21 protein-coding genes and 1 tRNA gene are annotated in these 22,333 nt (G+C 70.7%); 11 read left to right on the top strand and 11 right to left on the bottom strand.

The annotated features are described in order from the left end of the window. Window positions 1-77: 77 nt before the first annotated feature. On the top strand, window positions 78-965 hold the full coding sequence (locus BLT21_RS02705; protein WP_091500657.1) for a LysR family transcriptional regulator: 888 nt from the start codon (window positions 78-80) through the stop codon (window positions 963-965). Between the two features lie 5 nt (window positions 966-970). Here BLT21_RS02705 and BLT21_RS02710 read toward each other — a convergent pair whose 3' ends face one another. The 4 genes from BLT21_RS02710 to BLT21_RS02725 all read right to left on the bottom strand — a co-directional run bounded on the left by BLT21_RS02710 (window position 971) and on the right by BLT21_RS02725 (window position 5,275). Beyond that, on the bottom strand, window positions 971-1,747 hold the full coding sequence (locus BLT21_RS02710) for an amino acid ABC transporter ATP-binding protein (RefSeq protein WP_305367297.1): 777 nt from the start codon (window positions 1,745-1,747) through the stop codon (window positions 971-973). Continuing rightward, the gene (locus BLT21_RS02715) at window positions 1,744-2,730 is read right to left on the bottom strand and encodes an amino acid ABC transporter permease (protein WP_256335888.1); all 987 of its coding nucleotides are present in this window, start codon (window positions 2,728-2,730) and stop codon (window positions 1,744-1,746) included. The genes BLT21_RS02710 and BLT21_RS02715 overlap by 4 nt, the downstream gene beginning before the upstream one ends. After that, window positions 2,727-3,650 carry an ABC transporter substrate-binding protein gene (locus BLT21_RS02720; protein WP_091498887.1) on the bottom strand — a complete coding sequence of 308 codons (924 nt, stop codon included), beginning with the start codon at window positions 3,648-3,650 and terminating at the stop codon, window positions 2,727-2,729. The genes BLT21_RS02715 and BLT21_RS02720 overlap by 4 nt, the downstream gene beginning before the upstream one ends. 203 nt (window positions 3,651-3,853) lie before the next feature. Further along, window positions 3,854-5,275, bottom strand: a complete 1,422-nt coding sequence (locus tag BLT21_RS02725; protein WP_176786795.1) for a helix-turn-helix domain-containing protein — start codon at window positions 5,273-5,275, stop codon at window positions 3,854-3,856. A 124-nt stretch (window positions 5,276-5,399) separates the two neighbouring features. Here BLT21_RS02725 and solA point away from each other — a divergent pair, with 124 nt between their 5' ends. Together solA and BLT21_RS02735 are read left to right on the top strand one after the other, a co-directional pair. Continuing rightward, window positions 5,400-6,563 carry an N-methyl-L-tryptophan oxidase gene (gene solA / locus BLT21_RS02730; protein WP_091498894.1) on the top strand — a complete coding sequence of 388 codons (1,164 nt, stop codon included), beginning with the start codon at window positions 5,400-5,402 and terminating at the stop codon, window positions 6,561-6,563. A gap of 16 nt (window positions 6,564-6,579) precedes the next feature. Next, window positions 6,580-7,434 carry an alpha/beta fold hydrolase gene (locus tag BLT21_RS02735; RefSeq protein WP_176786796.1) on the top strand — a complete coding sequence of 285 codons (855 nt, stop codon included), beginning with the start codon at window positions 6,580-6,582 and terminating at the stop codon, window positions 7,432-7,434. Between the two features lie 22 nt (window positions 7,435-7,456). On the opposite strand, the gene BLT21_RS02740 is transcribed toward BLT21_RS02735, so the two are convergent. Continuing rightward, a complete protein-coding gene (locus BLT21_RS02740) occupies window positions 7,457-7,831 on the bottom strand; it encodes a cupin domain-containing protein (protein ID WP_091498902.1) in 375 nt (124 codons plus the stop codon). 195 nt (window positions 7,832-8,026) lie between these two features. Between BLT21_RS02740 and BLT21_RS02745 the strand changes: the two genes are divergently transcribed. Further along, window positions 8,027-9,052 carry an ornithine cyclodeaminase gene (locus BLT21_RS02745; RefSeq protein WP_091498906.1) on the top strand — a complete coding sequence of 342 codons (1,026 nt, stop codon included), beginning with the start codon at window positions 8,027-8,029 and terminating at the stop codon, window positions 9,050-9,052. An 81-nt stretch (window positions 9,053-9,133) separates the two neighbouring features. Here the strand turns inward: BLT21_RS02745 and BLT21_RS02750 are convergent, their stop codons facing one another. Continuing rightward, window positions 9,134-10,075: a LysR family transcriptional regulator gene (locus BLT21_RS02750; RefSeq protein WP_091498909.1), complete on the bottom strand. Its 942-nt coding sequence runs from the start codon at window positions 10,073-10,075 to the stop codon at window positions 9,134-9,136. A 119-nt stretch (window positions 10,076-10,194) separates the two neighbouring features. Between BLT21_RS02750 and BLT21_RS02755 the strand changes: the two genes are divergently transcribed. The 5 genes from BLT21_RS02755 (at window position 10,195) to BLT21_RS02775 (ending at window position 14,170) form a co-directional block, all read left to right on the top strand. Next, window positions 10,195-11,208, top strand: a complete 1,014-nt coding sequence (locus BLT21_RS02755; RefSeq protein WP_091498910.1) for a putative oxygenase MesX — start codon at window positions 10,195-10,197, stop codon at window positions 11,206-11,208. After that, window positions 11,205-12,257, top strand: a complete 1,053-nt coding sequence (locus tag BLT21_RS02760) for a methionine synthase (protein WP_091498913.1) — start codon at window positions 11,205-11,207, stop codon at window positions 12,255-12,257. The genes BLT21_RS02755 and BLT21_RS02760 overlap by 4 nt, the downstream gene beginning before the upstream one ends. Before the next feature lie 106 nt (window positions 12,258-12,363). Beyond that, window positions 12,364-13,197: a formate/nitrite transporter family protein gene (locus BLT21_RS02765; RefSeq protein WP_091498916.1), complete on the top strand. Its 834-nt coding sequence runs from the start codon at window positions 12,364-12,366 to the stop codon at window positions 13,195-13,197. A 12-nt stretch (window positions 13,198-13,209) separates the two neighbouring features. Then, a tRNA-Leu gene (locus BLT21_RS02770) sits at window positions 13,210-13,291 on the top strand. A gap of 51 nt (window positions 13,292-13,342) precedes the next feature. Next, window positions 13,343-14,170: a DedA family protein gene (locus tag BLT21_RS02775; RefSeq protein WP_091498925.1), complete on the top strand. Its 828-nt coding sequence runs from the start codon at window positions 13,343-13,345 to the stop codon at window positions 14,168-14,170. Here BLT21_RS02775 and BLT21_RS02780 read toward each other — a convergent pair whose 3' ends face one another. After that, the gene (locus tag BLT21_RS02780) at window positions 14,171-15,166 is read right to left on the bottom strand and encodes a non-homologous end joining protein Ku (RefSeq protein WP_091498928.1); all 996 of its coding nucleotides are present in this window, start codon (window positions 15,164-15,166) and stop codon (window positions 14,171-14,173) included. 61 nt (window positions 15,167-15,227) lie between these two features. On the opposite strand from BLT21_RS02780, the gene BLT21_RS02785 reads away from it, so the two are divergent. Beyond that, complete coding sequence (locus tag BLT21_RS02785) at window positions 15,228-17,735, top strand: ATP-dependent DNA ligase (protein ID WP_091500658.1); 2,508 nt, start codon at window positions 15,228-15,230, stop codon at window positions 17,733-17,735. 620 nt (window positions 17,736-18,355) lie between these two features. On the opposite strand, the gene rdgB is transcribed toward BLT21_RS02785, so the two are convergent. The 3 genes from rdgB to murI are packed head-to-tail and all read right to left on the bottom strand — an operon-like array spanning window position 18,356 to window position 20,543. Further along, complete coding sequence (gene rdgB, locus BLT21_RS02790; protein ID WP_091498932.1) at window positions 18,356-18,949, bottom strand: RdgB/HAM1 family non-canonical purine NTP pyrophosphatase; 594 nt, start codon at window positions 18,947-18,949, stop codon at window positions 18,356-18,358. Beyond that, window positions 18,946-19,677, bottom strand: a complete 732-nt coding sequence (gene rph, locus BLT21_RS02795) for a ribonuclease PH (RefSeq protein ID WP_091498935.1) — start codon at window positions 19,675-19,677, stop codon at window positions 18,946-18,948. Before rph ends, rdgB begins: the two co-directional genes overlap by 4 nt. 29 nt (window positions 19,678-19,706) lie before the next feature. Next, window positions 19,707-20,543 carry a glutamate racemase gene (gene murI, locus BLT21_RS02800; RefSeq protein WP_091500659.1) on the bottom strand — a complete coding sequence of 279 codons (837 nt, stop codon included), beginning with the start codon at window positions 20,541-20,543 and terminating at the stop codon, window positions 19,707-19,709. A gap of 139 nt (window positions 20,544-20,682) precedes the next feature. Here murI and BLT21_RS02805 point away from each other — a divergent pair, with 139 nt between their 5' ends. After that, window positions 20,683-22,005 carry a nicotinate phosphoribosyltransferase gene (locus BLT21_RS02805; protein WP_091498937.1) on the top strand — a complete coding sequence of 441 codons (1,323 nt, stop codon included), beginning with the start codon at window positions 20,683-20,685 and terminating at the stop codon, window positions 22,003-22,005. A 51-nt stretch (window positions 22,006-22,056) separates the two neighbouring features. On the opposite strand, the gene BLT21_RS02810 is transcribed toward BLT21_RS02805, so the two are convergent. After that, the gene (locus BLT21_RS02810; protein ID WP_023951164.1) at window positions 22,057-22,323 is read right to left on the bottom strand and encodes a DUF3039 domain-containing protein; all 267 of its coding nucleotides are present in this window, start codon (window positions 22,321-22,323) and stop codon (window positions 22,057-22,059) included. Window positions 22,324-22,333: the final 10 nt, after the last annotated feature.

A 22,333-nucleotide genomic window follows, 5' to 3' on the forward strand; every position in this document is an offset into this window, starting at 1 on the left:
TGCAGCTGCCCTCTCATCGACAAAAGCGATCGTTTACGATCGGTACTGTTCGATATTCTCGATGAGTGGAGCGCACCGTGTTCGACCTCCGCCGACTGCGGCTGCTGCACGAACTGTCGGTGCGCGGCACACTCGCGGCTGTGGCGGAGGCTCTGGCATACAGCCCGTCGACGATCTCCCAGCAGCTCGCGCAGCTCGAGCGCGAAGCCGGTGTGGCACTGCTGCAGCCCGACGGCAGGCGCGTGCGGCTGACCGCACAGGGCGAGGCGCTCGCCGCCCATGCGGCGCGCATGCTCGCCGCCGACGAGGAGGTGCGGAGCGAGCTCGAGCGGATGCAGCCGTCTCTCTCGCCCATCCGCGTCGCGGCCATGCAGTCGGCGGTGCACGGCCTCATCCCGCGGGTTCTGGAACTGCTCGACGACTCCGCTCCGGGGCTGCGTCTGGAGGTGACGGAGCTGCCGCCCGAGGAGGGGTTGTTCGAGCTCGCCGCGCGCGGGTTCGACCTGGTGGTCGCCGAGCAGTACCCGGGGCACACGCGCGAGCACCGCTCGGGCCTCGATCGCGCTTTCCTCGGGCTCGACAGCATCCGGCTGGCCGTCGGGCCCGGCGAGCGCGAGACCGAGCTCGCCGCACTCCGCGACCGCTCCTGGGTGATGGAGCCGGTCGGCACCGCCGCTCGGCACTGGGCGACACAGCAGTGCCGAGCAGCGGGCTTCGAGCCGCACGTCCCGTTCGAGCTGACGGACCTCACCGCGCACATCCGCCTCGTCGCGGCGGGACGTGCCGCAGCGATGATCCCCGACCTCGTGTTCGCCGGAGACGACCCGCCGGTACGGCTGCTCGACCTGCCCGGAAGACCGCGCCGCGACGTCTTCACCGCCGTGCGGCACGGTGCCTCGCACCGCCCCGCGCTCGAAGCGGTGCAGACCGCCTTGCAGCAGGCCTTCGACGAGATCGCCTCCTGACGGGCTCAGAGCACCTTCGCGAGGAAGGCGCGGGTGCGAGCGTGCTCGGGGTCGCCGAGGACCTGCGCGGGCGGACCGCTCTCGACGACCACTCCCCCGTCCATGAACGTCACGGTGTCGGCCACCTCGCGGGCGAAGCCGATCTCGTGCGTGACGACGATCATCGTCATGCCCTCCGCCGCCAGGTCGCGCATGACATCGAGCACCTCGCCGACCAGCTCCGGATCGAGCGCGGAGGTCGGCTCATCGAACAGCATGAGCTTTGGCCGCATGTTCAGCGCCCGGGCGATGGCGACCCGCTGCTGCTGCCCGCCCGAGAGCGACCGGGGGTAGGCGTCCGCCTTGTCTCCGAGGCCGACCCGGTCGAGCAGCGCGCGCCCGCGCTCCTTCGCATCCTTCGCCTTCTCACGGCGCACCATCACCGGGGCCTCGATGAGGTTCTCGAGCACGGTCATGTGCGGGAACAGATTGAAGTGCTGGAACACCATGCCGATGTCGCTGCGCTTGCGCGCGATCTCGTCGTCGCGCAGCTCGTGCAGCCGGTCGCCCGCCCGTCGGTAGCCGACGAGCTCGCCGTCCACGCTGATGCTGCCGGCGTTGATCTTCTCGAGATGGTTGATGCAGCGCAGGAACGTGCTCTTCCCCGAGCCCGAAGGCCCCAGGAGGCACCGCACCTGCCCCTTCTCGACGACGAGGTCGATGCCTCGGACGACGTGGTTGGCACCGAAGCGCTTGTGCACGCCGATCGCCTCGACCATGGGGGTGGGGGTCGGCGCAGTCATCGGCGTCCTCCTTCGACATCGATCGGGCCCGTCGCCGGCGTCGGCGCCACGGCGGCATGCCGGGGAACCAGACCCTCGAGCCACTCGACCAGGTAGGACCTCTCCGCGCGGCGGTCGCCGCGCGTGAAGCGGCGCTCGACGAAGTGCTGGCCGACGCTCAGCACGGTGGTCACCAGCAGATACCAGATGCTCACCGTGATGAGCAGCGGGATGACCTCGAAGTTTCGCGAATAGATGGTCTGCGCCGCGAAGAGCAGGTCTCCGATGGCGATGACGCTCACGAGCGCCGTCGTCTTCAGCATCGAGATCGTCTCGTTGCCGGTGGGCGGGATGATGACGCGCATGGCCTGGGGCAGGACGATCCGCCGGAAGATCTGCCGACGCCGCATACCGAGCGCCTCGGCGGCATCCGTCTGTCCCGGATCGACCGAGAGCAGTCCGGCGCGGACGATCTCGGACATGTAGGCCCCCTCGTTGAGGCCGAGCCCGAGGATCGCCGCGAGCATCGGTGTGATCAGCGTGTTGGTGTCGGCCTCGGCGAGAACAGGGCCGAACGGGATGCCGAACTGGAGGGTCGGGTACAGCGCCGCCAGGTTGAACCAGAAGATGAGCTGCACCAGCAGCGGCGTTCCACGGAAGAACCCGACGTAGGCGGACGCCGCACCCGACACCACGACATTCCGCGACTGGCGACCGACCGCCATGATCACCCCGATCGCGACGCCGATGAGCATCGCGACGACCGTGAGCCAGAGCGTCGTGCCGAGCCCGCGCAGGATGCGGCCGTCGAGGAAGTAGCCCCAGACCTTGGCCCACTCGAAGTTCGGATTGGTCGCCACCGACTGCACGAGCAGGGCGGCCAGCAGCAGAACGATGACCGACACGAGCCACTGGCCCCAGCGCCGCACCGGGACGACCCGGAGCGGCGCCTCCCCGGCGATCGTCCCGCCGGGGCGCACCGCCCTCGGGACAGCCGTGCTCACTTCGCCGCCTGTGCGGGGTCGGTGTAGACCTCGGCGGTGTCGACGGCGCCCACCTCGACGCCGAATCGCTCGAGGTTCTCGAGGTACAGACCTTCGTCCATAAGCTTCTGCAGGGCTGCCGCGACGGCCTCGGTGAGCTCCGAGCCCTTGGGGAAGGCCAGCCCCCACGGGGTGGGCTCGTAGTTGATGTCGAGCGCCTCCATGGCGCCATCCGACTGAGCCGCCTGATAGACGGCCGGCGGCAGTGCGCTGACCGTCGCCTCGACGCGGCCCGACGACAGCGCGAGCACGGCGTCGGCAGCGGTGGCGAAGGTCGAGATCTCGATGTCGGGGTCGCCGGCGGCCGAGCAGGTCTCGGCCCACACCGGGAGGGTGACCGTCTCTTCGGTCGAGCCCTTGAGCACGCCGACGGAATGACCGCAGAGCGTCTCGATCGACAGCTCCTCGGGGTTGCCTCCGGCGACGAGGAGGGTCGTGCCGCCCTGGAAGTCGCTCACGAAGTCGACGGCTCCGAGCCGCTCCTGCGTGATGCCGAGCGATGCCGCTGCCATGTCGACCTTGCCCGACTCGAGGGCGGGGAACAACGCGTCGAACTTGATGTCATCGAAGACGATGTCGATGCCGAGCACCTCGCCGATCAGGCGCACCTCCTCCGGCTGCGAGCCCGACAGGGTCACGCCGTCCTCGGCGAGGTCGAGGATCGGCGGGTAGCCCGGGCCGCTTGCGACGTGGATCTCACCGGCCTCGGCGATGTCCGCGGGCAGCAGGTCAGCGATGGACTGGTCGAACAGCTCGCTCTGGCCGGCCGCGGGCGATGCCTCGCCCGACGACGCGCAGCCGGCCAGGAGCGCGACGGTCGTGAGGGACGCCCCCACGACGAGGCCGAGACGGGGGACGGGACGGAACGGACGGCGATTCATGGCACTCCTTGTTCGGGCGGGATGCTGCACGGTGACGGTGTCCGCTCACGGATCGAGCCGGGCCCCGTCAGCGGGGGCCGCGACGTCCGTGGCGAGTGCGCTCATGATAGGAACGGCCTTTTTCGCCCGGTCGACGCCTCCGGGAACACGCAAACCCGACGCGTCCGGATCGCGCTTTCGCGAACCGGGGGACGATCGGGGCGTCAGGCCGCGGCGCCCGCGACGGCGGCGCGGTACCCGACGAGGCCGGAGAGGTCGGCCGAGAGCGCGAGTGCGACGGCCTTGAGCTCGGGGATGCGGGGCCGCATCTCGTCGGTGGTCCCCACCAGGCACACGGCGGCGGCGACAGCACCGCTGGCATCGCGGATCGGTGCCGTCACGGCGGTCTGCCCGGCCTCCTCGAACGATTCCGTCGCGAGCACGCCGTCGCGCACGAGCACCGCGACGCGGCGGCGGAAGTCGGCGAGCTCCCGCGCGTCGGTCCGCCGCGGCAGGAACGACGGGATGTCGTCGGGGTCGAAGTCCATGACGAGCGTCGGCCCGCCGTCGGCACTCGGGATCGGGCACGGGCGGCCGAGCCACGGCGTCATGTCGAGGCCCGCACCGAGGCTTCGGATCTCCTCGACGAGGGTGACCGAGCGCATGCCCCTCAGCACCGTGATGAAGGCGCAGACACCGGTGGCGTCCGCGGCCGCCGCGACGACGGGCGCGCCCTCCGTCACGAGGGTCGGCCGCACGGCCGCCCGGACCCAGCCGTGGAGCATCCACGACAGGTGCATGCGCTCGCGGTCGGCGTCGAAACGGATGAAACCGACGCGGTGGCACGACTCGAGCAGGCGCAGCGCCCGGTCGCGACGGATGCCGGTGGCCGCGCAGAGCTCGGAGACCGTGGCCTCCGCGGGCCCGAGAGCCTCGAGGAGCACCTGGGTCGCCGCGAGAGCCGACGAGGGGCCGCGCCTCGCCCCCGGCGGCGTCCGTCGCGCGCGCGGCGCGTCGAGCGTGCGCTCGAGCGTGCGTCGCTCGGCCGCCAGGGCTCGGCGCGCGACGGGCACGCCCTCCTTCGCCCGGTTCACGGGCAGGCGCACTGCCAGGACCCCGACGCTCTCGCCGCCCGGCTCGAGCACCGGGACGGCGAGTTCGACGCACTTGCCGATCCGCGATTCGGTCACCTGCCCGCCCATCCCGACGCCGACCCTCGCGAGGGCCTGCACGCTCGCGCTCCGCTGGTCCGCGACGAGTTCCCCCACCCCGGCCGGGGAGTGGAGCGTCCACGGCGAAGGGACGGCGTCGACGACGCGGACGCCCCCGAGAGCCCCGACCGCCAGCACCGCCGTCTCGCCGGTGCCGTGGGCGAGCCGGGTGAGGGCCGAGCGCGCGGCTGCGACGGAGGGCTCGGAAGCGACGCCGGACAAGCGCAGAGCGGCGGGCCCGACCCGATAGGACCCGTAGGCCTCGCCGCGCGCGAGCAGGCCGAGGTCGACCAGCTCCGCGCACAGCCGCGACGCGCTGCTCAGGGACATCCCCGCCGACCGCGCGATCGCGCCGGTCAAGATGGGCTCCGTCGGGTCGGGACGCCCGGCCACAACCTGGACGACACGGAGCCCCGCCTCCACACGTGCGGTCATGGCTCCCCTTCGCCGGTAATCGGCAAACCACACGCGCCGGGTTTGCAGGTGGCCAGCACTGTAACAGCGCCGGACGACGGGGTTCAAATAATGACCATCACCGATTGGGAAGGACTGAGGCCACATGGAGAGATTCGATGTCGCGGTGGTCGGCATGGGCGCTCTGGGGAGCGCTGCCGCGTACCACCTCTCGCGAACCGGAGTGCGGACGATCGCGTTCGAGCAGTTCGAGCTCGGCCACGTCCGCGGGGCGTCGCACGACACGTCGCGCATCATCCGCACCTCGTACGGCTCCACCCCGTACGTCCGTCTCGCGCAGGCGTCGTATCGCGACTGGGCCGCTTTCGAGGCGGCGACGGGAGAACGTCTCACGACCGTGACCGGTGGGCTCGTCTTCATCCCGACCGACGGGCCCTTCGCCGCGTCCGACTTCGTGTCGAGCCTCACCGAGGCGCAGGTGCCCCACGAACTGCTCGCCCCCGACGACGTCCACGCGCGGTGGCCGCAGTTCTCGCTGCCCGCCGGCGTCGAGACGGTCTACACACCCGACTCGGGGATCGTCCACGCCGCGCGTTCGGTCGCCGCGTTCCAGATGCACGCCCGCATGAACGGCGCGGTCATCCGCGACCGCACGCCGGTGCTGAGCCTCATCCCCGACGAGTCCGGCGTCGTCGTGCGCACCGCCGACGGCGACGTACACGCCGGCAAGGTCGTCCTCGCAGCCGACGCCTGGACGAACGCGCTCCTCGCACCGCTGGGTGCCGAGATCCCCCTCATCACGATGCAGGAGCAGGTGACGTACTTCGCCCCCGAACAACCCGACGCGTTCGACCGCGACCGGTTCCCGGTGTGGATCTGGGAGGACGAGCAGTGCTTCTACGGCTTCCCGACCTATGGCGAGCCGACCATCAAAGCGGCGCGCGACCGGTCCGACAACATCATGTCGCCCGACGAGCGCACCTTCGCGCCCTCCCCCGAACTGCTCGCAGAGCTGTCATCCTTCATGTCGACGACGATCCCCGGCAGCGGCGGCGTACTCCGCACGGTGACCTGCCAGTACGCCATCACCCCCGACCGCAACTTCGTCATCGGTCCCGTGCCCCAGCACCCCGACATCATCGTCGCCCTCGGCGCGGGGCACGCGTTCAAGTTCACCCCGACCATCGGCCGCATCCTCGCCGAGCTCGCCGTGGACGGCGAGACGACCGAGGACATCTCCACGTTCGGGGTCGCCGCAGCGCACGATCCCGCCACGGGCATCGATCACCGCCCCGTCCTCGTCGACTGACGCAGAGAGGAACTTCGTGCCGTACACCGACACGACCGACGTCGATCTCTACTTTGAGGCCTTCGGCGACGCGGACGCCCCGCTCGTCGTGCTGATCTCGGGAGGCGGCGCCCAGCTGCTGTCGTGGCCCGAGCCCTTCATCGAGCTCATTGCGGCCCAGGGCTTCCGCGTCGTCCGCTTCGACAACCGCGACACCGGTCTCTCGCCGCGTTTCGGGGGCGAGGACGACGTCGACGGCGGGTACGGACTCGAGGAGCTCGGTGACGACGTGGTGCGCATCCTGGACCATCTCGGCGTCGACGGCGCGCACCTCGTCGGACATTCGATGGGCGGCATGATGGCGCAGATGGCCGCCATCCGGCGTCCCGGCCGTGTGCTGAGCCTCGGCCTCGTCTCGACGATCCCCGGCCAGGACCCCCGCTACGTGCGCCACGACGCACGACCCGAGCTGCAGCAGGCGCCGGTGCGGGTGCCGCGCGCCGCGCAGGTCGAGGCGGCGGGGGCATATGCCGAGGTCGCCGGTAGCGCGCGCTATCCGATCGACGTCGGCTGGATGCGGTGGGCCGCGGGCGAGGCGTTCGACCGCGGCGACGCCCCGGAGGGCTTCAGCCGCCAATGGGCGGCCCTGCTGCGCGCTCCCGAGCGCCTCGAGCTGCTGCGCTCGGTCGCCGCGCCCGCGCTCGTCTTCCACGGCCGCGACGACGACGTCTGCGGTCACGATGCCGCGATCGACATGGCCGCGGCCCTGCCGGAGGCCGAGCTGCAGATCCATCCCGGCATGGGCCACCTGATCCCGCCGGGCCTGTGGCCCGCGCTCGCCGACGGCATCGTGCGCACCGCGCGCCGCGGCGAACAGCTCGCGGGGCGCTGACCCCCGGTACCCGGAGCGGGGGTCAGCCGAGAGGCGGCCCGTACACGAGCACCAGCTCCGCGGGCGCCCTGGAGTCGTTGCGCACGCCGTGCGGCACACCGTGCGGGGCGTAGGCGGCGTCACCCTCCCGCAGCACGATCGGCTCGGGACCTCCCGTCACGACCACCTCGCCGCGCGTGACGACGTACATCTCGTCCGCGCTGTCGGTGGAGCAGCTGGCGGGGTCATCCGCGAGGTGGTGATGGACACCCTCCTCGGCGCCGGGCTCGAGGTGGTAGAACATCACGCTCGCCGCGAGCCGCGTGGACGCGCGGAAGTAGCGCTCGACCTGCACCTGCCCCTCGCCGCGGTACATCCGCCAGTCGAGCGCATCCTCGCCCCGTCGCTGCATCCGCATCCCGACCTCCCGTCGCCGTCGTGCCGCCACGGTAAGGACGCCGCGTCACCGCTCCCGACGCGCCCGCTGACAATCCGCAAACGATAGTTCGCGGATTTGCCACTTCCGGCGGCGGAAATCCGGTGGACCCGCGCCGTCGGGAGAATGTCGCCACACGTGGTGCCCCGAGGCGCCGTCCGCCGAAAGGAATCCGTCATGCGTTTCGTCAGCGTCAGCAACATGGTCGCGTGGGTCCGCGAGACCGGCCCGGAGTCGATCATCGCGGGGATGGTGGACGCCATGGAGGTGGACTTCCGACGGTGGGAACGTTTCGAGCGCGAGCCGCGCGTCGCGAGCCACTCGCCGATCGGCGTCATCGAGCTCATGCCCACGAGCGACGGCGAGCTCTACGCGTTCAAGTACGTCAACGGTCACCCCGCGAACCCGTCGCGCGGTTTCCAGACGGTCACCGCGTTCGGCGTGCTCGCCGACGTCATGACGGGCTACCCGCTCTTCCTCTCGGAGATGACCCTTCTGACGGCGCTCCGGACGGCCGCGGCATCGGGGCTCGCCGCACGGTGGCTCGCGCGCCCCGACAGCCGTGTGCACGCGATGATCGGCGCAGGTTCACAGGCCGAGTTCCAGGCACTCGCGATCCGCTCGCAGCTCGGCATCACCGATCTCCGGGTCTTCGACACCGATCGGGCCGCGGCCGAGGCCACGGCCCGGAACCTCGGTCCGCTCGGCTTCACCGTCACGGTCGCCGAATCCGCGGCCGCCGCGGCGGCGGAGGCCGATCTCATCACGACCTGCACCGCCGACAAGGCGAATGCCGTCGTGCTGCGCGCCGACGAGGTCCGGGCCGGAACGCACATCAACGCGATCGGCGGCGACTGCCCCGGCAAGACCGAGCTCGACCTCGCGCTCGTCCGCGAGAACCGGCTGTTCGTCGAGCACACCCCGCAGACCCGCATCGAGGGCGAGCTGCAGCAGCTCCCCGCCGACTGGCCGGTCACGGAGGTGTGGTCGGTCATCGCGGGCACCGCCGCGGGCCGTGTGTCGCCCGACGAGATCACGGTGTTCGATTCGGTCGGGTTCGCGATCGAGGACTTCACCGCCCTGCGCTACACGCGCGACGCGACCGCGAACACCCGCTACAGCGAGTCGATCGACCTCATCGCCGAGCCCGAGGACCCCAAGGACCTGTTCGGCATGGTCGGAGCTCCGGTGCCCGCGGTGTGAGACCCGGCGAGCGCCGCGCGAATCGTCGGCGCGGCGCGCCGCCGCGCCACGGCGCGACGGGCCCGCGAAACCGGCCCCTGCTCAGCCCAGCAGGTCGATGCCGAACCCCGCGACGACGGTGCGGACCTCGTCGAGGTAGCGCTGGGCCTGCTCGGTGAGCGGGATGGCGGTGCGGCCGATCCAGCCGATCTCGATGCGCTCGTCGACATCGAGGGGAACGGCGACGATCTCGGGGTCGAGGTCGTCGCTGATGATGCCGGTCGAGATCGTGTAGCCGTCGAGGCCGATCATGAGGTTGAAGATCGTCGCGCGATCGGACACCCGGATCTCCTGCGCGCTCGAGAGCGTCGAGAGGATCTCCTCCGCGAAGTAGAAGGAGTTGTTCGCCCCCTGGTCGAACGTGAGCCGCGGCAGGCCGACGAGATCGTCGAGCGTCGCCCGGGCCCGGCCCGCGAGCGGATTCCGGCGCGAGACGAAGATGTGGGGCTCGGCCACGAACAGCGGGTGGAACGCGAGCCCGGAGTCGCGCAGCAGCTTGTCCATGACGTTGCGGTTGAAATCGTTGCGGAAGAGGATGCCGATCTCGCTCCGGAGGGTCCGCACGTCCTCGATGATGTCCCACGTGCGCGTCTCGCGCAGCGAGAACTCGTATTCCGGGGCACCGGTGCTCCGCACCATGCGCACGAACGCGTCGACGGCGAACGAGTAGTGCTGGGTCGATACACCCAGGAGGCGCCGTGACGGCGGCCGGCCGAGGTATCGCTGCTCGAGCAGCTCCGCCTGCTCGACGACCTGTCTGGCGTAGCCGAGGAACTCCACCCCGTCGGTCGTGAGGGTCACCCCGCGAGCCGAGCGCAGCAGGAGATCCCGTCCGACGCGGGCCTCCAGATCCTTCATCGCCGCCGACATCGTCGGCTGCGCGACGAACAACAGGTCTGCCGCAGCCGAGATCGACCCCTCGGCCGCGACCTCGACGAAGTAGTGCAGCTGCTGCAGTGTGATCGCGCTCCGACTCCCAGCCATAGACACAGCCTATGGCACTGCATAGCGACAATGAATTACCCGATGCCGGGCGCGCGCGAGCACGATGGACGGACCGCTGACCGCATCGCTCCCCCACCCTCCGCACCGATTGGCCGACCATGTCGAACGAGTTCACGTTCCACATCACCACCACCCGATTCGACGAGGACTACGCCCCCTCCGACAGCTCGCGCATCACGACGAACTTCGCCAACCTCGCCCGCGGTGAGCGTCGACGCGAGAACCTCCGCGGCGCGCTCGCGATGATCGACGCGCGACTGAACGACCTCGCCCGCGCGGACAACCCGTCGGGCGACCGCTACACCGCCGAGCTCGACATCGTGTCGGTTCAGCTGCGGTTCGCCGACGAGGGCGACGATCAGGAGTTCCCGCTGCTGGAGGTGCTCGACATCCACGTCCTCGACCGGACGACCGGCGAGCGCCATCAGGGCATCGTCGGCAACAACTTCTCGTCGTACCTGCGCGACTACGATTTCAGCGTCCTCCTGCCCGCGGCGCAGCAGGCCCCGGGAGAGTTGCGCGTGCCCGAGGGCTTCGGCGATCTCCACGGCAAGCTCTTCCGGCACTTCCTCGAGTCCGCGGCCTACCGTGAGCGCTTCGCGCTGTCGCCGGTGGTGTGCATCAGCGTCTCGACGAGCCGAACCTACCGTCGCAACGGCAACCGTCATCCCGTCCTCGGCGCCGAGTACGAGCAGGACGCGTTCTCGCTCACCGACGAGTACTTCGCGAAGATGGGTCTGCAGGTGCGCTACTTCATGCCTCGCGGCAGCGTCGCACCGCTCGCCTTCTACTTCCGCGGCGATCTGCTGGGCGACTACAGCGACCTGCAGCTGACCGCGACGATCGCGACGATGGAGACGTTCCAGAAGATCTACCGGCCCGAGATCTACAACGCCGTCGCACCCGCGGAAGAGGTGTACCGTCCGTCGCTCGACAGCGCCGACTTCTCCCCCACCGACATCGCGTACGACCGCGTGGAGCGCAGTCAGCTCGCGTCGACGCAGGGCAAGTACGCCGACGAGCATTTCGTCACCCCGCACCGGCAGGTGCTGACCAGCTGGGCCGCTCGCTACCCGGCCCCCGTCCGATCAGCCGTGGAGGCCCACCCGTGACCGACACCCTGCTGCCCACCTCTATCGTCGGGAGCCTGCCCAAGCCGTCCTGGCTCGCCAAGCCCGAGGTGCTGTGGTCGCCGTGGGAGCTCACGGGCGACACCCTCGCGGAGGGCAAGCGCGATGCTCTGCGTGCCGCCGTGCAGGAGCAGCACCGGCGGGGCCTCGACATCGTCAGCGACGGCGAGCAGACCCGACAGCACTTCGTCACGACCTTCATCGAGCACCTCGAAGGCGTCGATTTTGAGCAGCGCGAGACGGTCCGCATCCGCGACCGCTACGACGCGAGCGTCCCCACCGTCGTGGGAGCCGTGAGCCGACGGAAGCCGGTGTTCGTCGACGACGCGGCGTTCCTGCGCGGCCAGACGGACCGGCCCATCAAGTGGGCGCTGCCCGGACCGATGACGATGATCGACACCCTGTCGGATCGGCACTACCGGAGCCGCGAGAAGCTCGCGTGGGAGTTCGCGACGATCCTCAATCAGGAGGCGCGCGAGCTCGAGGCCGCGGGGGTCGACATCATCCAGTTCGACGAACCGGCGTTCAACGTCTTCTTCGACGAGATGACGGACTGGGGCATCGCCACCCTCGAGCGCGCCGCCGAGGGGCTCCGCGCCGAGACCGTCGTGCACATCTGCTACGGCTACGGCATCCCGGCGAACAACGACTGGAAGGCGACCCTCGGGGCGGAGTGGCGACAGTACGAGCAGTCGTTCCCCCTCCTGCAGCGATCGGCCATCGACGCGGTCTCCCTGGAGAGTCACCACTCGCACGTCCCGCTCGAGCTGATCGAACTCATCCGCGGCAAGAAGGTCATGCTGGGGGCGATCGACGTCGCCCGCAACGAGATCGAGACGCCGGACGAGGTGGCCGACACGCTCCGCCGAGCCCTGCAGTTCGTCGACGCGGACAAGCTCATCCCCAGCACGAACTGCGGCATGGCGCCCCTGCCGCGCACCGTGGCCTCCGACAAGCTCGGTGCCCTCGTCGCCGGCGCCGCCCTCCTGCGCGCCGAGCTCGCCGGAGCGGACCCCGCAGTGGCGGGCTGACGGACACATCGCACGGCGCCGCCCGCCGGCCGGGGTTATCCCCGGCCGGCGATCCCGCGAGACCGGATGCCTCCAGCGCAGACTGGCGTCGGAAGGACGGTGACCCGTGCTCACGATCCGCGAGGCCCTCGACGCGCAGGCGACGAACGGACGGCGCAAAGCTGAGGGATTGCGCTCACCGGGCAGGTTCACGGTCTCGGGCATGCTCGCCGGGGCGTACATCGGCGTCGGCGTCGTTCTCATGGTCACCGCGGCCGGTCCACTGCTCGAGGCGGGCAGCGGGTGGGCGAAGCTCGTCTCCGGGCTGGTGTTCGGCGTCGCCCTGACGATCGTCGTCGTCGCGGGCGGCGAGCTCGTCACCTCGTCGATGATGACGCTACCTCAGGCGGCCCTCATGCGCGCCGTGCCGGTGGGCCGGGCTGCGGCCGCTCTGCTCTGGACTTTCACGGCGAACCTGGTCGGATCGGTCGTGTTCGCGACCCTCGTCGCGGCGTCGGGTGTGCTGCGCAGTAACACCGCAGCCGGAGCGATGGTCTCCGGCATGCTGGCGGGCAAGGCGCACGAGACGCCGCTCGAGCTCTTCGTACGCGGCATCCTCTGCAACGTGCTCGTGTGTCTGGCGATCTGGATGACCGTGCGGCTGCGCAGCGAGACGGCGCGGCTCGTCGTCGTGTTCGCGGCCATCCTCGCCTTCATCACCTCGGGCTTCGAGCACGTCGTCGCCAACATGACGACGTTCACGATCGGACTGCTGTCGGGCGATCCGTCGGCGACCGTCCCGCTCTTCGCGCTCAACCTGGTGTGCGTGGGAGCCGGCAACCTCGTCGGCGGCGCCCTCGTCGTCGGCGCGGGGTACTGGTTCGTCGGCGGCTCGCCGACGCTTACGGCTGACCCGACATCTGCGCCGCACACACAGGTCGACGGGGTCGCGGCTGGATAGACTGAGCCCTCCGCGGGAGTGGTGGAATTGGCAGACACGCAGGATTTAGGTTCCTGTGCTTCACGGCGTGTGGGTTCAAGTCCCACCTTCCGCACGGATCGGGCATTCGCCCTCCCTCGCGTCACTCTTTTCCGACGGGAACACTGTGCATCAGATCGCCCTCATCCCCTGGCTCGACCCCGCGACGATCATCAGCGCGGCCGGACCCTGGGCTCTGCTCGTGGTGTGCTTCATCATCTTCGCCGAGACCGGGCTGCTCGTCGGGTTCCTGCTGCCGGGCGACACCCTGCTCATCATGGCGGGCCTGCTGTCGAACCCGGTCACGCACGCCCCCCACGGCGTCTTCGGGATCAACGTCTGGATCGTCGGCCTGCTGATCGGCCTGGCGGCGTTCCTCGGCGGTGAGGTCGGCTACGTCATCGGGCGCAAGGGCGGCCCCGCGGTGTTCGAACGCAAGGAGTCGGGCCTGTTCAGCCGCCGTAACGTCGAGCGGACCAACGCGTTCTTCGAGCGGTACGGCGGTGTCACCGTCATCCTGGCGCGCTTCGTCCCCATCGTCCGCACCTTCGCGCCCGTCGCTGCCGGCGTCGGCAAGATGGCCTGGCACCGCTACTCGCTGTACAACCTGATCGGCGCTGTGCTCTGGGGCTTCGGGCTGACGATGATCGGCTACGTCGTGAGCCTCATCCCCGGTGTCGGCGAGTTCGTCGCGAAATACATCGACGTGATCCTCCTCGCCGCCGTCGTCGGCACCGTCTTCTTCATCGTCTGGCACTACTTCGCCGAGAAGCGCAAGGCCAAGAAGGAGCTCGCAGCCGGTCCCGACGAGTACACCGACCCGGCGGAGGCGCGCGAACTCGTTCTCGACCCGGAGGTGTTCGACGAGCACGGCGGACACCCGCACCCCGGCGAGCACGCCCACCGCGCGGAGCCGGTCGACCGCGAGCGCGGCGCCGAGCCCCCGCGGCTCTGATCACGACGCCTTCGCGCTCTTCCTCGTCGCCGCCTTCTTCGCAGCGGGCTCCTTCGTCGCCGGTTTCTTCGTCGCCGGTTTCTTCGCGGCCGGCTTCTTGGCAGCGGATTCTCCGGCGGCGGGCTTCTCGGTGGCCGGCTTCTTGCCGGTGTGCTCCTCCGCGGCGGTCCCGTCGTCCGATGGGGCGCCGGAACGGTTCGCGTCGCCCCGCGCCGCTCGACTGCGCTCGACGCTCGCCCGGAGGGCCGCCATCAGGTCGATGACCTCCCCGCCTTCCTTCTCCGCCTTCTCGCCGAACGTCTCCGACGTGTCGAGCGCATCGCCCTTCTCGAGCTTCGCATCGATCAGGGTGCGGAGTTCCTCCTGGTACTCGTCGGTGAACGATTCCGGATCGAAATCGCTCGAGAAGCTCTCGACGAGGGATGCCGACAGCTCGAGCTCCTTCGCAGAGATGCGCACCGACTCGTCGAGCGAGGGGAACGCCGCCTCGCGCACCTCATCGGCCCACAGCAACGTCTGTAGCACCAGCACGTCCCCGCGCACGCGCAGCGCTGCCAGGCGCGTCTTCTGGCGCAGCGAGAACCGGACGATGGCCGTGCGGTCGGTCTGCTCGAGCGTCTTGCGCAGCAGCACATACGACTTCGGCGACGACGAATCGGGCTCGAGGTAGTACGCCTTGTCGAGCGTCAGCAGGTCGATCTGATCGCTCGGCACGAACTCGACGACGTCGATCTCGCGACTGCGCTCCGACGGCAGCGACGCGAGGTCGTCCTTCGTCAGCACGACGGTCTGCTCGCCGTCGTCGTAGGCGCGCTCGATGTCGGCGTAGGGCACGACTTCACCGTCGATCTCGCAGATTCGCTGGTAGCGGATCCGTCCGCCGTCGGCATTGTGCACCTGATGCAGGGGGACGTCGTGGTCCTCCGTGGCCGAGTAGACCTTGACCGGCACGTTGACGAGCCCGAAGGTGAGGGCGCCCTTCCAGATCGATCTCATGCAGGAAGTACACACCGCAACCCCGCCGCATCGCCACCGGGTGGCGCAATACCCTGTCGCCATGGCAGGAGAGCAGACGGTGCAGGTCGACGGGCGGCGCCTGCGGCTGTCGAACCTCGAGAAGGTGCTCTATCCGCGCACGGGAACCACGAAGGGCGAGGTGATCGACTACTTCTCGCGCATCGCCCCCCTCATGCTGCCCCACCTCGACCGGCGCCCGGTGACCCGCAAGCGCTGGCCGGAGGGCGTGGACCATCCCGACTTCTTCGCCAAAGACCTCGAACGCGGCGCGCCCTCCTGGCTCCCCCGCATGCCGATTGACCACTCGACCGGGGCGAAGGACTACCCCCTCGTCGACGAGGTGGCCGCACTCGTCTACCTCGCCCAGGTCGCGAGCCTCGAGCTGCACGTGCCCCAGTGGCGCTTCACCGATCTCGGCGAGCGCGGCTCGCCCGACCGGCTCGTGCTCGACCTCGACCCGGGGCCGGGCGTCGGACTCGCGGAGTGCGCCGAGGTGGCGCGGTGGGTGCGCGACATCCTCTCGGGCATGGGTCTCGAGGCCTTCCCGGTGACGAGCGGCAGCAAGGGCATCCACCTCTACGCGGCGCTGGACGGGAAGCAGACGAGCGACCAGGCCTCGGCTTTCGCGAAGGAGCTCGCGCGTGCCCTCGAGGCGGACCACCCCGACCTCGTGATCAGTCAGATGACGCGCAGCGCCCGTGGCGGCAAGGTCTTCCTCGACTGGAGTCAGAACAACGGCTCGAAGACCACGATCGCCCCCTATTCGCTGCGCGGGCGGGACGAGCCGACGGTGGCGGCCCCACGCACCTGGGCCGAGCTCGACGATCCCGAGCTGCGGCACCTGCGATTCGACGAGATGCTCGAGCGCGCCTCCGCTACCGGCGACCTGCTCGCACCCCTCGCGCCGGCGCGCACCGCCCCGCTGGCCCCGTACCTCGCGAAGCGATCGGCCGACCGCACCCCCGAGCCGATGCCGCGCGCTGTCGCCGCCTCGTCCATCGGGGCGCGACCGCGGTTCGTCATCCAGGAGCATCATGCCCGGCGCCTGCATTACGACCTCCGCCTCGAGCGCGACGGGGTGCTCATCAGCTGGGCGGTGCCGCGCGGCATCCCCGAGACGACCGACCGGAACAACCTCGCTGTCATGACCGAGCCGCATCCGATGGAGTACCTCGCGTTCGCCGGTGAGATCCCGGCGGGCGAATACGGCGCCGGCACCATGACGATCTGGGACACCGGCGAGTACGACCTCGAGAAGTGGCGAGACGACGAGATCATCGTCACGCTCCGCGGCACGGCCGGCGGCCCCGCAGCGGACGCGCGTCTCGTGCTGATCCGCACGACGGGTTCGGGCGAGAAGTCGCAGTGGCTCGTGCACCGGATGAAGCCGGCAGCGGGGTCGCCGAGCTCTACCGGCGGGGGTGACGGCGGGGGTGCCGGGGCCGCACGGGTCTCGACCGAAGCGCCGGACGACGCCGACGCGGACGCCGGTCGCGCGGCCGGAGGGTTTGACGACGCTGACGGAGCGGCGCCCATCTCGCCGATGCTGGCCGTGTCGTCCTCCCCCGCGGCGGCTCGAGCCGCCGCCGGGCGGTGGGGCCCGTGGGTGGAGTTCAAGTGGGACGGTGTCCGCGCGATCGCGCACTGGGACGGCGAGCGCATGCGGCTGCACGCCCGCAGCGGCACCGACATCACCGCCCGGTACCCCGAGCTGACCGCCCCCGACGCCGAGCTGGGCCTCGGCCTCACGCCGCTCGTGCTCGATGGCGAGATCGTCGCCCTCGACGGCAACGGGCGCCCGAGCTTCCCCCTCCTGCAGAACCGCATGCATCTGGCGAAAGCGCGGGAGATCGTGCGCGAGCGTGAGCGGACCCCGGTCGACTTCTTCGTCTTCGACCTGCTCCGCCACGGCGGGCGCGACGTCACGGGCTTGCCGCTGCGTGAGCGTCGTCGCCTGCTCGAGGACGCCGCCGGAGCAGCACGGCCTCCCCTGACCGTCCCTCCGAAGGCCGATGACCTCGACGCAGCCCTCGCCGTCGCGCGTGAGCTCGACCTCGAGGGAGCCGTCGTGAAGGATCCGGGTTCGCCGTACCGCCGCGGTGTCCGATCCGAGGAGTGGCTGAAGGTCAAGCTCACCCGCACCCAGGACGTCGTCGTCGGCGGCATCCGCCCTGGTAGGGGCGGCCGTCGCGGGGGTATCGGCTCACTGCTGCTCGGCATCCCCGACGACGCGGGCACGCTGCAGTACGCCGGCCGCGTGGGGTCGGGGTTCTCCGACGCCGAGCTCGCGCGCCTCACTGCCGCCCTGGACCCGCTCCGCACGAGCCACAACCCCTTCACCGGTGTGCCCGCCCCCGACGCCTCGGATGCGCTGTGGGTGCGCCCCGACCTGGTCGGCGAGGTGGAATTCGCCGAGTTCACCCCCGGCGGCATCCTGCGCCATGCCCGGTGGCGCGGGCTGCGTCCCGACCGCGCGCCCGCCGACGTCCGGCGCGAGCGCCCCTCACCGCCGCCCGAGCTCTCGGGCCGTCAGCCTCGTACCCGCTGAGGGCGACCACCGGTCCCGTGCACAGGGCGAGCAGCCCGGCCCGGCCGCCACCCGCGCTGGCATCGCCTCTGTACCTGTCGACGGCACAACGACCCTCGAATACCCGGCCACCCCGAACAGCCGGCCACCCCCAACAGCCGGCCGTGCCGACGAGCAGCCGTGCCGACGAGCATCCGTGCCGCGTACAGGCTCAGCGGCCGACCGAACGCGCGAGGACCGCGAACACGGCATCCTGGCCTGTCCGCGGGACGACGAGAGGGCCATCGTCCGCACCGGCGGGCCTGGATCCCGGCGGACCCACCGTGACACGCGCCCGACGAGCGGCCGTGCCGTCCACAGGCCCAGCAGCCGGCCAGGCACGGTGCGTCCGCGAGGACAGCAACCCGCCCTGTCGACGGAACGACGGGCGCCGAGCTCGCTCCGGCTCGGGCGGGGGTCTGCGAGAGGACTCACGCGGCGTTCTGCTCGGCGGAGCCGGCGGTGCCGTCACCAGGCTCCCCGCTTGCGCGGGCTTCGAGGAGCGCCTGCGACGCGGTCTCAGCCTGTTGGCGGGACAGGACGGCGGCGCCGGCCCGGGCGGAGGCCCGCGGCGGTCCGTCGCTCCGGCGCAGCAGCGCCTGTCAGAGCGAGCGGAGCAGGTCGGTCAGGGCCGCGAACGCGCGGGCCCGGTGCGACGCGGCGTTCTTCTCGGCGGCCGAGAACTCCGCGACGGTCCGAGCGGGATCGGGCTGCTCGTCGGGGATGAAGACGGGGTCGTAGCCGAAGCCGCCGGCCCCCGCCGCCTCGGTCGCGAGCCGGCCCGGCCAGACGCCCTCGACGACGTGCTCGGTGTCGCCGTCGACGAGGGCGATGACCGAGACGAACTGCGCGGTTCGCCGCGGGTCGGCGATGTCGGAGAGCTGATCGAGCAACAGTGCCGTGTTGGCTGCGGCATCCTTCCGGTGCCCGGCCCAGTAGGCCGAGAATGCGCCCGGGGCGCCGCCGAGCGCGTCGACGCAGATGCCGGAGTCGTCCGCGAGAGCGGGCAGGCCCGTGTGCGCGGCCGCGGCTCGCGCCTTGATGAGCGCGTTCTCGCGGAAGGTGATGCCGTCCTCGATCGGCTCAGGCCCGTCGTAGCCGACGACCTCGAGATCGGGCCGGACGGTGGCGACGATCGCGTGGAACTCCTCGACCTTATGCGCGTTGTGCGTCGCGAGGACGATGCGGTCGCTCACGCGAGCGTCGCCGTCTGGATGTCGCGCAGCTCGGCGCAGCCGCCGACGCCGAGCTCGAGAAGGGCGTCGAGCTCGCGCTTGTCGAACGGGGCGCCCTCGGCGGTGCCCTGCACTTCGACGAAAAGTCCCCGGCCGGTGACGACGACGTTCATGTCGGTCTCGGCGCGGACGTCCTCGACGTAGGCGAGGTCGAGCATGGGAGTGCCGTCGATGATGCCGACCGACACCGCCGAGACCGAGTCGACGAGGGGCGTCGAGCGCTGCGCGATGAACTTCTGCGACCGGCCCCACTCGATCGCGTCGGCGAGGGCGACGTACGCGCCCGTGATCGCAGCGGTGCGGGTGCCGCCGTCGGCCTGCAGGACGTCGCAGTCGATGACGATCGTGTTCTCACCGAGGGCCTTCGTGTCGACCACCGCGCGGAGGGCGCGGCCGATGAGACGTGAGATCTCGTGCGTACGACCACCGACCTTGCCCTTGATCGACTCGCGGTCGTTGCGGCTGTTGGTCGCACGGGGCAGCATCGCGTACTCGGCGGTGACCCAGCCCTTGCCCTTGCCGGTCAGCCACCGCGGGACGCCGTTCGTGAACGACGCCGTGCACAGCACCTTGGTGCCGCCGAAGCTCACGAGGGCGGAACCCTCGGCGTGCGCGCTCCAGCCGCGCTCGATCGTGACGGTGCGCAGCTGGTCGGCGGTGCGCCCGTCGGCGCGAAGGGACTCGGTCATGGGTGTCTCCGATCGGACGGCGGATGGGGTCAGGATGCGGGCGGGGCGAGCTTGGGCAGGGGGATGGCGCCCGTCTGGACGAGCCGCACGGATGCGACGCCGCGCCCCATGAGGCGGTCGGCGAGGGCGAGGAAGTCGTCGGCGGAGTCGCCCGTCGCCTCGTAGACGTGACGCGGCAGGGCGTCGTCGCTCGCGAGCAGCCCGCGCGACACGAGCTGGCGGTAGACGTCCTTCGCGGTCTCGGAGTCGCTCGAGACCAGTGTCACATCGGGACCCATCACGTAGCTGATGGCGCCCTCGAGGAACGGATAGTGGGTGCAGCCGAGCACGAGCGTGTCGACGTCGGCGTCGCGGAGCGGCGCGAGGTACTCCTCCGCGACGGCGAGTACCTCCGCAGACTGGGTGATGCCCGCTTCGACGAACTCGACGAACCGGGGGCACGACGCCGCGAAGACGGAGAGCCGCTCGTTGACCTCGAGCATGTCCTGGTAGGCGCGCGATGCGATCGTGCCGACGGTGCCGATGACGCCGATGCGGCCGTTGCGCGTCGCGGAGATCGCCGTGCGGACGGCGGGGTTGATGACCTCGACGACGGGGACGTCGTATCGCTCGCGGGCGTCTCGCAGCAGGGCCGCCGAGGCGGTGTTGCACGCGATCACGAGCATCTTCACGCCCTCGTCGACCAGGGTGTCGAGCACTTCGAGACCGTAGCGCCGCACGTCTGCGATGGGCTTCGGCCCGTAGGGCGAGTGCGCGGTGTCGCCGATGTACAGCAGCGATTCCCGCGGCAGCAGCTGCGAGACGGCCCGTGCGACGGTGAGTCCGCCGACGCCCGAGTCGAAGATGCCGATGGGCGCGTCGTTCACGATCATCGAGCCTACCCCGCGTCGGTGACGCACCCACCGCGGTCCGTGCCCCGGCGCGCGGGATGCTGCGCAATACCGCATCGCGGCGGGTCGCCGGTGAGCCTCCGCCCCGCGTGCTCGCGTCGCTACAGTGGCAGTCATGGCCTCCAGTGCTCTGCTCACCGACCGGTACGAGATCACGATGCTGCAGGCGGCCCTGCGCGACGGCACCGCCGACCGCCAGTGCGTGTTCGAGGTGTTCGCCCGCCGCCTGCCGGGCGGCCGACGGTTCGGGGTGGTCGCGGGCACCGGCCGCCTGCTCGAAGAGGTCGAGAACTTCCGGTTCGGCGATGAGGAGCTACGGTTCCTGCGCGAGCACGGGTCGCTCGATGAGCGCACGCTCGCGTGGCTGGCCGACTACCGTTTCACGGGAACGATCACGGGATACCGCGAGGGCGAGCTGTACTTCCCGGGGTCGCCCATCCTCACCGTCGAGGGCACCTTCGCCGAGGCCGTGGTCCTCGAGACCCTCGTGCTCAGCATCCTGAACTACGACTCCGCGGTCGCGACCGCCGCGGCGCGCATGGCGATCGCCGCGGGCGACCGTCCGCTCGCCGAGATGGGCTCGCGACGCGCGCACGAGCGCAGCGCCGTCGCGGCGGCGCGTGCCGCCCACATCGCCGGGTTCGGCGCGACGAGCAACCTCGAGGCGGGGCGCACCTGGGGCATTCCGACGATGGGGACCGCCGCGCACGCCTGGACGCTGCTCCACGACAGCGAGGAGGAGGCGTTCCGCAGCCAGATCGATGCGCTCGGCGTCGACACGACTCTCCTCATCGACACCTACGACATCTCGGAGGGGGTCGCGACCGCCGTCCGCGTAGCCGGCCCCGGGCTCGGGGGCGTCCGTATCGATTCGGGAGACCTGCCGACGGTGGCCGCGGACGTACGGGTTCAGCTCGACGATCTCGGCGCGCGCGAGACGCGCATCACGGTCACGAGCGATCTCGACGAGTACGCGATCGCGGCGCTCGCGGCATCCCCGGTCGACGCCTACGGGGTGGGGACCTCGCTCGTGACGGGCTCGGGCACGCCTACCGCCGGCATGGTCTACAAGCTCGTCGCGCGGCAGGATGACGACGGCTCGTGGCGTTCGGTCGCCAAGGCCTCGGCCGACAAGGTCTCGCACGGCGGTCGCAAGTCCGCGTTCCGAGTGCTCCGCGACGGCACGGCGACCGAGGAGATCGTCGTCGTCTCCGACGGGTTCGAGCCCCCCGACACGCCCGCCGCGCACCCGGACTCCCGAGCCCTGCAGACCCCGCTGTTCGCGGACGGCCGCGCGGTGACCGATTGGACCGGGCCGGCCGGGGTGCGCGCCGCGCGGGAGCATCACGCCCGTGTCATCGAGGAGATGCCGGTCCGGGCACTCGCGCTCAGCCGATCGGAACCCGCCATTCCCACCACCTACCGCGACGCCGGCTGAGGCGCGCGGTACGGAGGGGGAACGCCGAGAGCGGCGGCAGGTCGGGCGCGATCAGCGCGTCATCGACTCGTAGATCTCCTTGCACGTCGGGCAGACCGGGAACTTCTCCGGGTCACGACCCGGCGTCCACTTCTTGCCGCAGAGCGCGCGTACCGGCTTGCCGGTGATGGCGGACTCGAGGATCTTGTCCTTCTTGACGTAGTGCGAGAACCGCTCGTGGTCGCCCGGCTCGATCGTCTCCTCGCGGATGAGCTCTTCGAGCTCACGGTCGAGGGTCGCGAGACCGCCCTGGTCGGGAGAGTCGAGAGGAGTGCTCATGCGGGAATTC

The organism is Microbacterium sp. cf332, assembly GCF_900102175.1.
Lineage (GTDB): Bacteria > Actinomycetota > Actinomycetes > Actinomycetales > Microbacteriaceae > Microbacterium.